We start from the raw sequence: 12,836 nt of genomic DNA on the forward strand, positions 1-12,836 counted from the left end.
CCCCAGCCCCCTCCCCCACTCGAGCGCTTCTCCCCGCCACGCCGGGCGCCAGGGGAGGGCTGCTTCGTCTTCTGCATCCGGACGGTGGGGGTGCGCGCGGTGGACTGACGGGAGGCCATGGATGTAGGCACATGTACCCCAACCATGACCGCTGTCCAGAAGCTGGCCGGATCCGCACCCGGCGTGCCCTCCGCGAGAAGGCGTGGATGAGCAAGTGGATGGAAGTCCAGGTCAGGATTGGAAAGGGATTGCGTCGGCATGGGCCATGATTCCCGAACCCAATGTCAGACATCTTGAAAATCCCGGGCGAACCGTTCAAGAAAGAGTGTCCTGCACGTCGGACAAAAGCAGAACACGACAGCGGCATGCCTGCCGCGAGGGGGATACCTTGAGATTGAATCCGGCACGGTGGGTCTTGCTCATCCTGACACTCGCGGTGAGTGCCTGTGGGAATGAACAGCCCCCCACCCACCCCACCGACACGGTGGCGTCCATCCTCCTCGGCGGCGCGTCCGCCGAGCCCTTGCGCGTGGGCGAAACCCTGCAGCTCACCGCCACGCCGAGGGATGCGGCCGGCAACACCGTGAACCGTCCGGTGAGCTGGGCCTCCAGCAACAACGAGGTCGCGGCGGTGAGCGCCCAGGGACTGGTGACGGCCGTGAAGCCCGGCGACGCGGTCATCTCCGCCACCAGCGAGCGCAGCACCGCCACGGTCGTGGTGCGCGTCGCTGAAGCGCCGACCCCTGACACCTCGGTGGCGTCCATCCTCCTCGGCGGCGCCCCCACCGAGCCCCTTCCCGCGAACGAAACCGTGCAGCTCACCGCCACGCCGAGGGATGCGGACGGGAACACCCTGAGCCGTCCGGTGCGCTGGACCTCCAGCGACAGCGAGGTCGCGGAGGTGAACGCCGAGGGCCTGGTGACGGCCGTGAAGCCGGGCGACGTGGCCATCTCCGCCTCCAGCGAGCGCAGCACCGCCAGTGTCGTGGTGCGCGTGACCGTGGCGAGGGTGGCGACCGTGACGCTCGACGGCGTCCCCACGGGCCAGGTGGCGGTGGGCACCACGGTGCAGCTCTCCGCGACGCCGAAGGACTCCCGTGGCACTCCCCTCCCCGAGCGCACCGTCACCTGGAGCTCGAGCGATACGACCCGGGCGCAGGTGAGCGCCACCGGCCTGGTGACGGCGCTGAAGGCCGGACAGGTGACCGTCACCGCGACCAGTGAGACGAAGAGCGCGTCCGCGACCCTCGAACTCTATGTCCCCGTCGCCCAGATTTCGGTCTCGCCCTCCTCCGCGGTGATCGCCATCGGCCGGGAGCTCCAGCTCCAGGCGGTCCTGAAGGACGCCCAGGGCAACGTGCTGACGGGCCGCACGGTGACGTGGGTGAGCTCCGACATGTCCCGCGCGGAGGTCCAGTCGAACGGCAAGGTCACCGGCAGGAGCGAGGGCACGGCGACCATCACCGCCACCTGCGAGGGCAAGTCCGCCACGGCCCAGCTGCGGGTGATTACGACGACGGGTTCGTGGAACCAGACCGAGGACTGGGCGACATACCAGGGAAACGCCCGGCACACCGGCGCGGTGGATGCGACACTGGATCCCGCGGTCTTCCGCGAGCTGTGGGTCCGCCAGGTGTTCACGGGCTCCGCCGCGCTGAACCCCGTCACCGAAGGCAATGGCCGGGTCTTCGTCTCCACCCAGAGCTACTTCGGCAGCCAGCAACTGACCACGCTGGATGCCCAGACGGGCGCGCCGCTGTGGACGTATGACTTTGGCGCCATCCACGGGGCCCACCCGCCCGCCTATTCCGACGGCCGGGTGTACCTCACCACCTCGGGGCACCAGGACTCGTTCCTCTACGCCTTCGACGCGGCCGACGGCAGCCTCCAGTTCAAGAGCGCGTACGGAAACCAGTGGTCGACCTATTACGCCCCCGTCGTGTCCGACGGGAGCGTGTTCATGGCCGGCGGCTACTACGACGGCATGTACAGCTTCAACGCGACCAGCGGAAAGCAGCAGTGGTTCAGCTACACCACCCAGTACAACGCGTGGACGCCCGCGGTGGCCGGAGGCCAGGTCTTCGCGTACACCGAAGCGCAGCTGCAGGTGGTGGATGCGCTCACGGGGACCGTGGCCTACAAGATTGACGACCCCGGCTTCAGCTGGGCCGGGTGGAGCATGAACATGGCCCCGGTGCTGGGTGGCGCCCAGAACGTCCTCGCCCGGCAGTACAACCGGCTGCTCTCCTTCGACCTGGAGAACCGGCGGATCGCCTGGACGCTGAAGGACTCCTTCACGGGCAACGTCACGGTCGCGGACGGCGTGCTGTATGTCTTCAACAAGGGCAAGGTGGAGGCCCGGGCGGAGTCCAACGGGGACCTGCTCTGGACCTGGACGCCCCCCACGGGCACGCCGCAGGGGACCATGGTCGTGACGGACAACATGCTCTTCGTGAGCACCGCCACGAACACGTACGCGGTGGACCTGACCACCCGGGCGCACGTCTGGACGTATCCCGCCGGCGGATACCTGGCGCTGGGCAAGGACGGCATCCTGTTCATCGCGCGGAGCAATGGGAGCCTCTCCGCCATCACGGTGAAGTAGCGACCCGCTGATCCGGGGAATGAGCGGTTGGCAGGGACGCAGAAATTGCGCGGCGCCGGGGGGCGCCGCGCAGGTCTTGCGAGGACCCAGGAGGTCACCCGAGGCAGCGTGAACGGCCGGCGGCTTGCAATGCCGCCCTGGCGTCATGACCAGCCTGGAACTCGCGAGATGGCAGTTCGGAATCACCACGGTCTACCACTTCATCTTCGTCCCGCTCACCATCGGGCTCGCCCCGCTGGTCGCGCTGCTGCAGACGCTCTGGGTGGTGACCGGCAAGCCGGGGTGGCTGCGGCTGACGCGGCTCTTCGGCAAGCTGTTCCTGATCAACTTCGCGCTCGGCGTGGTGACGGGCATCGTCCAGGAGTTCCAGTTCGGGATGAACTGGAGCGAGTACGCCCGCTTCGTGGGGGACGTGTTCGGCGCGCCGCTGGCGATGGAAGCGCTGGCGGCCTTCTTCATCGAGTCCACCTTCCTCGGCCTCTGGATCTTCGGCTGGAAGCAGCTGCCCCGCGCGCTGCACCTCGCCTCCATCTGGCTGGTGGCGTTCGCGGTGAACCTCTCCGCCTACTTCATCCTCGCGGCCAACTCCTTCATGCAGCACCCCGTCGGAGCGCGCTTCAACCCCGCCACCGGGCGCGCGGAGATGACGGACATCCTGGCGGTGTTGACCAACAACACGGTGCTCGTGGCCTTCCCCCACACGGTGACGTCCGCCTTCCTCGTCGCGGGCACCTTCGTGGCGGGTGTCTGCGGCTGGCTGATGGTGCGCTCCAGCCAGTCGGGTGAAGCGGCAACGGCCCAGGACTTCCGCGCCGGGCTGCGGCTCGGGCTCGTCACCGTCATCGTCTCCGGCATCGGCGTGGCGGTGAGCGGAGATGCCCAGGCGAAGCTGATGTTCGAACAGCAGCCCATGAAGATGGCCGCGGCCGAAGCGCTCTGTGACGGACGCGCCGGGGCGCCCTTCTCACTGCTGGCGGTGGGAGACCTGAACAACGACTGCCGGGGCGTGCGCCACCTGCTGGAGATCCCCGGCCTCACGTCCTACCTCGCGCGCTCGGACTTCCAGGCGCCGCTCGAGGGCGTCAACGACGTCCAGAAGCGCTACGAGGCGCGCTACGGGGCGGGACCGGACTACGCGCCGAACCTCGCCGTCACGTACTGGTCCTTCCGCCTGATGATCGGCCTGGGCGTGGGGAGCGCGGCGCTGGCGCTCATCGGGTTCTGGCTCACGCGGGGCGGCGTGGCGAGCAACTCGGAGCGGTTCGCCCGGCTCTGCCTCGCGGCGCTGCCCACCCCGTTCCTCGCGTGCTCCTTCGGGTGGATCTTCACCGAGATGGGACGGCAGCCCTGGCTGGTGGCGCCCAACCCCACCGGCGTGGACACGCTCCGCCTGTTGACGGCCAGCGGCGTCTCCACCGCCGTCTCACCCGCCATGGTGTGGACGACGCTGATTGGCTTCACCTGCGTCTACGGCGCGCTGGCGGCGGTCTGGTTCTACCTGATGCGGCACTTCGTCCGCGCGGGCCTGAAGCACCCGGCGACCCACGCGGCCGAGGACAGCCATCCTGAAACCGCGCCGCTGTCGTTTGGCTACTGAAGCTCCCGGCCTCCCTTCTCCTGGCATCGGTCAATCATCATGGAACTGAATACGCTCTGGTTCTGTCTCATCGCGGTCCTCTGGACGGGCTACCTGGTGCTGGAGGGCTTCGACTTCGGCGTGGGGATGTGGCTCTCCGTCCTGGGCAGGACCCCGGCGGAGCGCCGCGCGGTGCTGCGCACGATTGGCCCCGTCTGGGATGGCAATGAGGTGTGGCTGCTCACCGCCGGGGGCGCCACGTTCGCGGCCTTCCCGGAGTGGTACGCGACGCTCTTCTCCGGCTTCTACCTGCCGCTCTTCCTCATCCTCGTCGCGTTGATCGTCCGCGGCGTCGGGCTCGAGTTCCGCTCCAAGCTGGACAGCCCCACGTGGCAGCGCCGCTGGGAGCAGGCCATCCAGGTGGGCTCCTGGCTGCCCGCGCTGCTCTGGGGCGTCGCGTTCGCGAACATCGTGCGCGGGGTCCCCCTGGACGCGAACCACCAGTTCACCGGGACGTTCCTGGGCCTGCTGTCTCCCTTCGCGCTGCTCGGCGGCCTGGCCACCACGCTGCTGTTCCTCAGCCACGGCGCGGTCTTCGTCGCGCTGAAGACCCAGGGTGCGCTGCGGACGCGGGCGCTCGGCTGGGCCCGGCGGGTGGCGCTGCCCACGCTCGCGGTCAGCGGCGCGTTCGGGCTGTGGACGCAGGTGCGGTACTCCGTGGCCTGGACGTGGCCGGTGCTGGGGTTCGTGGCGCTGGCGCTGGCGGCGGCGGCGCTGAGCGTCTGGCGGGAGCGGGAGGGCTGGGCCTTCACGTTCAACTGTCTGGCCATCGCGGGCGTGGTCGTGCTGCTCTTCGGCTCGCTCTTCCCGGACGTGATGCCGGCGCTGGAACCGGCGCACTCGCTCACCGTGCACAACGCGTCGAGCACGCCCTACACGCTGCGGATCATGACGTACGTCGCCGTCGCGCTGGTGCCGTTCGTGCTGGCCTACCAGGGGTGGACCTACTGGGTGTTCCGCCAGCGCGTCACCGTCGACGACCTCACCCCGGCGCTGGGAGAGGGCTGAGCGTCCGATGAAGCCGCTCGACCCGAAGCTCCTGCGGCACGCGAGCGCGGCGCGGCGCTACGTGCTGCTCACCGCGGGCCTGGGGATCGGGATGGTCGCGCTCACGGTCCTGCAGGCGCGGGGGCTGGCGCGGCTGCTGGGACATGCCCACGACCTGGCGGGGGGCCTGGGGGGGGCCCTCGCCTGGCTGGGCGGCGTGTGGCTGCTGCGCGCGGCGCTGGCGGGGCTCCAGGAGTGGTCGGGGAAGCGGAGCGCGCACCGGGTCATCGCGCAGCTGCGGGAAGGCCTGCTCGCGCGGCTGGCGTCCAGCCCTGAGCGGGAGGGCGCTCCGGCGAGCGGCGTGGCGCAGGTGGAGCTCGCGACCCGTGGGCTGGACGCGCTGCAGCCCTATCTGGAGGGCTACGTGCCGCAGCTGCTGCTCACGGCGCTCGCGACGCCGGCCCTGCTCGTGTGCGTGTGGCGCGCGGATCCGGTCTCCGCGCTCTTGATGGCGGGCTCGCTGCCGCTCATCCCGCTCTTCATGGTCCTGGTGGGCCGCTTCACGCGCGAGGCGACGATGCGGCAGCTCGCGAGCATGCAGCAGCTGAGCGCGCGGGTGCTGGACTTCATCACGGGGCTCGCGACGCTCCGGGCGCTGGGCCGGCACGGGGGCGTCGCGGCCCAGGTCCTGCGGCTGAGCGAGGCGCACGCACGGACCACGCTCAAGGCGCTGCGGCGCGCCTTCCTCTCCAGCTTCGTGCTGGAGCTCATCACCACGCTCTCCATCGCCAGCGTGGCGGTGGGGATCGGGCTGCGGCTGCTCGACGGGGGAATGGCGCTGGAGACGGGGCTCTTCGTGCTGCTGCTCGCGCCGGAGGTCTACGCGCCGCTGCGCCAGGTGGGCGCGCTCTTCCACGCGTCCGCGGAGGGCGCCGAGGCGGCGGCGCAGGCCATCGCGCGGCTCGAAGCCCCCCAGCCCGCGCGCGGCACGCTCGCCGCGCCACCGCTCACCTCCGGGGCGCTGGAGGTGCGGGACGTCTCGGTGGCCACGCGCGACGCGGGGCGCTGCGCACCCGAGGGACTCTCTTTCGTGCTGCCGTTGGGGCAGGGACGCATCCTCGGGTTGCGTGGGGAGAGCGGCGCGGGCAAGAGCACGGCCCTGGAGGTGGTGCTCGGGCTGCTCGCGCCCACGCGCGGGGGCGTCCTCCTGCGGCCTGAAGGTGCGCCGGCGCTTGAGCTCGGGGCGCTCGACCTGACGACGTACTGGGCCCAGCTCGCGTGGCTGCCCCAGCGGCTCCATCTGGAGCCCGGCACGGTGCGCGAGAGCGTCTGCCGGGGGCGCGCCATCCCGGACTCCGCCCTGTCCGCCGCCGCGGAGGCCACTGGCTTCGATGCCGTCGTCGCGCGGCTGCCCGAAGGCTGGGACACGAAGCTGGGGCGGGACGGTCAGGGCCTCTCGCTGGGGCAGAGGCAGCGGCTCGCGCTCACCCGCGTCCTCGCGGGCGACGAGCGGCTGCTGCTGCTCGACGAGCCCACGGCGCACCTGGATGAGCGCTCCGAGCAGCGCGTCCTCGAAGCCCTGAAGCGGCGTGCCCGACGGGGAACGACCCTCCTGCTGGTCAGCCACCGCGCGCGGACGCTGGCCATCGCGGACGAAGTCCTCACGCTCCATTCGCACGCATCGCCTTTGGACACCCTCGCGGAGGCCGCATGAGCCGCCATCCCTTGCGCCAGGTGCTGGCGGGGCTGGAGCTCCGTCCACGCACGGTGGGCTTCGCGGTCGCGCTCGGGACCTTCGCGCTCCTCGCGTCGACGACCCTGGGCGCGCTGTCCGCGTGGCTGATCGCGCGCGCGGCCGAGATGCCGCCCGTGCTCGACCTCACGCTCGCCATCGTGGGCGTGCGGGCCCTGGGGCTCACCCGCGCGTGCCTCCGCTACGCCCACCGGCTCGTCGCGCACGAACTGGCCTTTCATGGCGTGGCGCGGCTGAGGGCCCGGCTGGTGGACACGCTCGCGCGAGGGCCACTCACGCGGGTCCTGGGGCTCAAGCGCGGAGCCCTCGTCGCGAGGCTCGGCGGCGACGTGGACGCGGTGGGCGACGCGGTCATCCGCGCGCTCGTGCCCATGGCCATCGCGGCCGGCGTCGGCGTCGGCGGCGTTGCCCTGCTCGCCTTCTTCCTCCCGGCCGCGGCCTGGGCCCTGGCCGTGAGCCTGGCCGTCGCGGGGGGCGTCGCGCCCTGGATGGGTGCGCGCGCGCTGGCCGTGTCGGAGAAGGCGTCGTCGGACACCCGGTCGCATCAGCAGGCCACGGCGCTGGAGCTGCTCGAAGGCGCGGCGGAGCGCAAGGTCTCGGGACAAGCGCCGGTCCTGCTGGGAGCCCTGCGCGAGGACGACCTTCATCTGGAGCGCCTCTCCGCACGGGCCGCGCGCTGGACCGCCGCCGCGACCTTCCTGATGCACGGCGCGTGGAGCGCGAGCGTGGGGGCGGCCCTCCTCCTCGGCTTCGCGGCGCTCGGGCGCGGAGCGCTCTCCCAGGTGGAGCTCTGTGTCGTCGTGCTCGTGCCGCTCGGTGCCTTCGAGGCCCTCCAGTCCATGCCCGCGGCGCTGACCCAGCTGCTGCGTTCGACCGAGGCAGCCCGGCGGCTGCTTCCCTTCCTCGAGACGCCCGAGGAGGCGACCCCGGCCGCCGCGTTGGCCTCCCCCGCGCCGGCGGCTCAACTGCGCGCGGAGGGGCTGGCGTGCGGCTGGCCGGACCGGAGCGCCGCTGTCTCGGGCATCGACCTCACCTTGCGGCGAGGGAGCTCGCTCGCCCTCACCGGGCCCAGTGGCAGCGGGAAGACGACGCTGCTGCTCAGCCTCGCGGGGCACCTGCCTCCGAAGGCGGGGATGGTGAAGCTCGGCGCGGTCTCGCTCGCGGACGTGAGCGAGCAGCGCCGGGTGGAGCTGCTGCACTACTCGGCCGAGGACGCGCACCTCTTCGACACCACCCTGCGAGAGAACCTCCGGGTCGTGCGCGCGACGCTCACCGACGACGAGGCCATCACGGCGCTGCACAAGGCCGGGCTGGGTGACTGGTACGCGCGGCAGCCGCTGGGGCTCGACACGCCGCTCGGCCGTGGAGGCGAGGCCATCTCCGGAGGCGAGCGACGGCGCGTCCTCCTCGCGCGCGCCTGGCTCTCAGAGGCGCCCTGGCTCCTGCTCGATGAGCCCACCGAGCATCTGGATGCGCGCACCGCCGCGCGCGTGATGCGAGACCTCGATGGGATGAAGGCGCACGGGCGCGGCCTGGTGGTCGTCACGCATGACGCGGACGTGGCGCGTGCGCTGGACAGCGTCCACGTCCTCGCGCATCGCGCTGGGGCCGCTCAGTAGATTGCATGGCTGAGCAGGGGCCGCCCGCGTTGGCGTGTCACAGCGCGCTGCAGGCCCAGACGCCCTGGGACGTACAGAAGCAATTGGGATTGGGGTGGCCCGGCAGACAGCAACTCCGAGACCCGCCCACGGGCGAACACGGCGTCCCCGCGAGCTTGCTGCAACGATTGTTCAGTCCACAGAAGGGCGTGGATGGGAGACAGATGTTGTAGAAGCCATCACACTGGACGGAGTCCGCCTGCACCGAGCAGGTGTTCCCCTGGCAGGACACCGTCGAGCCATCCGGACAGGTCTGTGAGCACGTGACGAGGGCGCTCGACTGCTGCTCCAGCTCCGGCTCTTCCAAAGGCTCCACTCCACCACAGGCCACCAGCACCGGGACGACAAGCACCGTCAGCACACCCAGGAAGCGCTTCATGGCGTGTCTCTCCTTGAGGGATTGAGCGGCATTGAACCACATCTCCCAACTCCAATCTTGGAATTCAGCATTTTCCTTGATTAAGGTCTGGGCCGATCTGGAGCATGAAGTGGAAAGGAGACACCGTTCACCATGATGACCGCGCATCAATTCAAGGGTCTCGCGACCTTGGGACTTCTGGTCAGCCTTTCGGCCTGCCAGGGGACGGAAGAACACGAGGTCACCCATCTCCAGGTGGTGGGCGCCGACCTGGGCCAGGTGCCCACGTTCGCGAATGGGAACTTCGGCCAGCTCCGGCTCGCCGGGAACGCGAGGACCGAGGAGGCCGAAGTCACCGCGCTGCGCCCTTCCCTCCTGGCGGCGAGCAAGGTGTTCCGCGCGGATCCCTCGGAGCTCACCTTCCAGCGGGCCGTCACGGATGGCATTGGCGACCGGCACTTCGTCTATGCGCAGCGCAAGCATGGCCGCGAGGTCCTGGGCAGCGCGCTCGTCCTCCACACGCGGAATGACACCGTCTACGCGGTTCACGGCAACGCTCGCGCGGACCTCGACGCGCCACGAGACGCGCGGCTCAGCGCCGAGGACGCCATCGCGGTGGCCCGGCAGGACTCAGCGCGGCTCGACAGGCTTGAGGTCGAGGCGCATCCGCGGCTGGCCTACTGGCCGACGGACGGAAAGCTGGACCTCGTGTACCGGGTGAATGTGACAGGCCGGAGCCAGGACGGCATGGCGGTGGATGAGGACGTCCTCATCAACGCCGTGAGCGGGTCCGTCGTGCTGCGGCTGCCGAACATCTACACGCTCAAGAACCGGGAGGTGTACGACGTCAACCACGGCGGCTCCGCGAACCTCCCCGGAACCCTCATGCGGGCGGAGGGCGGCGCGGCGGTCGCGGACCCCACGGTCAATACCAACTACGACCTGCTTGGCACGACCTACGACTGTTACAAGAGCCTCTTCAACCGCGACTCCTACGACGGCGCGGGGTCCAAGCTGGTCAGCTCGGTCCACTACGGCTACGGCTACGCCAACGCGGCGTGGATCGGCTCGAAGAACCAGATGCTGTACGGGGACGGCGACGGGGTGACGTTCGGCAACATGGTCAACGCGCTGGACGTGACGGCGCATGAGGTGACCCATGGGCTCACCCGCTCCACGTCCAACCTGTTGTACTTCGCCGAGCCCGGTGCCCTGAACGAGTCGATGTCCGACATCATGGGCAGCGTGTGCGAGTGGTACCGGAACGGCCAGGTGGTGACCGCCAACACCTGGAAGTGCGCGGAGGAGATCTACACGCCCGCCACGGCTGGGGATGCCCTCCGCTACATGAACGACCCGAAGCTGGATGGGCAGTCGTTGGACTACTTCGACCAGACCTTCAGCCCGTTCACCGACGTCCACTACAGCTCGGGCATCCCCAACCTGGCGTTCTATCTCCTGTCCCAGGGTGGCCAGCACCCGAGGGGGCGCTCCACCATCGCCGTGCGAGGCATTGGCATCGCCAAGGCGGCGCAAATCTTCCACCGGGCCAACACGGTGCTCCTGCTTGGCAAGACGATGGCCACGTTCGCGGACGCGAAGCTGGCCACGGAGCAGGCCGCCGCGCAGCTCGGGTACAGCGCGGCCGACATCGCCTCCGTGACCGCCGCCTGGCAGGCCGTGGGCGTGGGCACGAACATCCTCGTCGCCGGCCAGAGTCTCTCGCTGGGACAGTCGATGTCGTCGAACGACCGCCGGTTCTCGCTCGCCCTGCAGAGCGACGGGAACCTGGTCCTCTGGCAGGGGACGAGCGTCCTGTGGACGGCGAACACCGCGGGCCAGGGAGCGCTGTCAGCCCACATGCAGGACGACGGCAACTTCGTGCTCTACCGCACCGCCAGTCCGACGGTGGGCCAGGCCGTCTGGAACAGCATGACCTGGGGACATCCGGGCGCGTATCTCATCCTCCAGAACGACGGCAACCTCGTCCTCTACGACAAGGACGGTGTCACCCCGCTCTGGAACTCGGAGACCTGGGGGCACTGAGGCAAGGGCCCGGCGGCGCGCTCAACCCTTGCGCGCCGCCTCCCCGCGCTGACGTTCCTGACCGCCGGGACATGGTAGGCAGGGACGCAACACATGGATCGCCTCTCCCTGATCTTCTGGCTGTGGATGCTCTGCTTCGGCATCACCCTCGTCTGGACGCTGGTGCAAGTCACGGTGGGCTGGGCCGTGGGCGCACGTCCCGTCTCCGCTATCCTCGGCTACGGCCCCACCCTGGTGAAGTGCCACATCGGCGGCATTCTCTGCTCCTTCCGCCTCATCCCCGGGGGAGGTGCGGTGAGCTTCAAGGCGCTGACGGAGGGCGCCGCGTCCCGCGACTCACTGCTTCAGCTCTCAGCGCCCCGGTACGCGGCCGCAGTCCTGCTTCCCTGGGTCGTGCAGGTCACCATCGGCATGGCGTGCCTGGGCGCGTCCAAGGCCCTTCACCAGTTCGCGAGCGGCTTTGCCATGCCCTTCGAACTCTTCCTGCTTCGCGACCGCGTGGAGCACTTTCTCGCGCTCATCCAGCATGGCGAACGGGTGACGGCCTTGGGTTTGTTGAGCGTCAAGATGGCCGCGGTCAACCTCCTGCCCCTACCGTTCTTCGCAGGAGGCGCCTTGCTGTTCCTCCCCTGGCGCAAGGCCCGCCCCGACTGGGTTGAAAAGCTCGCACTCATCTCTTTCGCGGCGTTCATGTCGTGGACCCTCTACGTGAGCTACCTGGTCATCACGACGCTCTTCTGATTCATCAACATCGGGTCCAAGGGGTGGACTGCGCTAGAAGCGCGTGAAATCAATCTGCAGGACGGGGGTGTCCGCTTCGATGTCGCGCCGGAACCGCCCCCACCGGTCGAGCGTGCTCTCGTCGAGCACGGCCGGGTCGCGATACTGGTGGAACAGCGCGTAATTCATCGAGCGCTGGAGCGCGAGCAGGTCCGGCACGGCCGCGAGCCACTCGCGCTCCATCGGCCGGAGCTCCCGATACCCTTCGAGGAACGGCCCCAGGAACGCAGTGACCGCTTCCTCGCGCGCCTCTTTCGCCTCGCCTCGCGCGATGTAGAAGAGGAGGACCGCGATGTCCTTGACGAACCACGCGTACTCGCAGTTGTCGAAGTCGAACGCGGTGATCTTCCCTTCGGCGAAGCAGAAGTTGTGCATGTGGAGATCGGCGTGGATCAGCCCGTAGCTCTCCGGTGTTCGCGGGAGCTGCTTCAATCGCGCGATGATCGCCGCGGTGCGCTCGCGAACCAGCTTCTCCTCGGGAGGCGCGAACCGGTCGATGTCGACCACGTCGTACTCATGCCACTCCTGGCGCTTGAGCCTGGGGCTCGAAGGCGCGTAGGTCTGGGCGCGGTTGTGGAGCCGCGCGAACAGCCGGCCCATGTCGCGGAACAGGGGCGGCTTCCAGTAGCGCTCCTTGAGCGGTGGCGCGTCGTCGAAGACGATGCCCGGCGCGCGCTCGAACGCGGTGGCGACGAAGTAGCTGCCGGGCTCACGGTCTTCGATCCGCTCCACGAACTGCCCCGAATCGGAGAGGACCGGCGAGGCGATGGGAATGCGCGCCGCGGCCAGGTAGCGAACGAACTCGACCTCACCCAACGTGTAGTCAATCGTCCGGCGCGTACTGTGCGAGATGCGCAAGATGATGCCCTCGCCGTCGTCGTTCTCCGCCTCGTAGACGAAGTTCTCGAAGGCCGCGAGCTCGGTGAGCTGCTCGGGCGACAGGCCATACCGGCGCGCGGCCTCGTCGCGAATCGGTTCGTGGAAGCGGCGGACGAGCTCTGGATGCATTGAAC

Annotated in this window: 9 protein-coding genes; 7 read left to right on the top strand and 2 right to left on the bottom strand. The window is 69.5% G+C overall.

What is annotated here, in order from left to right; genetic code table 11:
* Window positions 1-415: 415 nt before the first annotated feature.
* From D7X96_RS07595 to cydC, 5 genes are all read left to right on the top strand, one after another.
* On the top strand, window positions 416-2,605 hold the full coding sequence (locus D7X96_RS07595) for an Ig-like domain-containing protein (protein ID WP_158626561.1): 2,190 nt from the start codon (window positions 416-418) through the stop codon (window positions 2,603-2,605).
* Window positions 2,606-2,750: 145 nt separating this feature from the next.
* Window positions 2,751-4,202: a cytochrome ubiquinol oxidase subunit I gene (locus tag D7X96_RS07600; protein ID WP_120550252.1), complete on the top strand. Its 1,452-nt coding sequence runs from the start codon at window positions 2,751-2,753 to the stop codon at window positions 4,200-4,202.
* Window positions 4,203-4,241: 39 nt separating this feature from the next.
* On the top strand, window positions 4,242-5,249 hold the full coding sequence (cydB, locus tag D7X96_RS07605; protein WP_121769354.1) for a cytochrome d ubiquinol oxidase subunit II: 1,008 nt from the start codon (window positions 4,242-4,244) through the stop codon (window positions 5,247-5,249).
* A 7-nt stretch (window positions 5,250-5,256) separates the two neighbouring features.
* Window positions 5,257-6,942, top strand: coding sequence for a thiol reductant ABC exporter subunit CydD (cydD, locus tag D7X96_RS07610; RefSeq protein WP_121769355.1), 1,686 nt, complete (start codon window positions 5,257-5,259; stop codon window positions 6,940-6,942).
* Window positions 6,939-8,600, top strand: a complete 1,662-nt coding sequence (gene cydC, locus D7X96_RS07615; protein WP_121769356.1) for a thiol reductant ABC exporter subunit CydC — start codon at window positions 6,939-6,941, stop codon at window positions 8,598-8,600. Before cydD ends, cydC begins: the two co-directional genes overlap by 4 nt.
* 37 nt (window positions 8,601-8,637) lie before the next feature.
* On the opposite strand, the gene D7X96_RS07620 is transcribed toward cydC, so the two are convergent.
* Window positions 8,638-9,018 (bottom strand): hypothetical protein, encoded by a 381-nt coding sequence (locus D7X96_RS07620; RefSeq protein WP_120550248.1) that lies wholly within the window; start codon window positions 9,016-9,018, stop codon window positions 8,638-8,640.
* A 132-nt stretch (window positions 9,019-9,150) separates the two neighbouring features.
* On the opposite strand from D7X96_RS07620, the gene D7X96_RS07625 reads away from it, so the two are divergent.
* Both D7X96_RS07625 and D7X96_RS07630 read left to right on the top strand, forming a co-directional pair.
* A complete protein-coding gene (locus D7X96_RS07625) occupies window positions 9,151-11,043 on the top strand; it encodes a M4 family metallopeptidase (protein WP_121769357.1) in 1,893 nt (630 codons plus the stop codon).
* Between the two features lie 93 nt (window positions 11,044-11,136).
* The gene (locus tag D7X96_RS07630) at window positions 11,137-11,784 is read left to right on the top strand and encodes a hypothetical protein (protein ID WP_121769358.1); all 648 of its coding nucleotides are present in this window, start codon (window positions 11,137-11,139) and stop codon (window positions 11,782-11,784) included.
* Window positions 11,785-11,817: 33 nt separating this feature from the next.
* Here the strand turns inward: D7X96_RS07630 and D7X96_RS07635 are convergent, their stop codons facing one another.
* Window positions 11,818-12,831: a phosphotransferase enzyme family protein gene (locus tag D7X96_RS07635; RefSeq protein WP_120550245.1), complete on the bottom strand. Its 1,014-nt coding sequence runs from the start codon at window positions 12,829-12,831 to the stop codon at window positions 11,818-11,820.
* Window positions 12,832-12,836: the final 5 nt, after the last annotated feature.

This window comes from Corallococcus interemptor (assembly GCF_003668875.1).
GTDB lineage: Bacteria > Myxococcota > Myxococcia > Myxococcales > Myxococcaceae > Corallococcus > Corallococcus interemptor.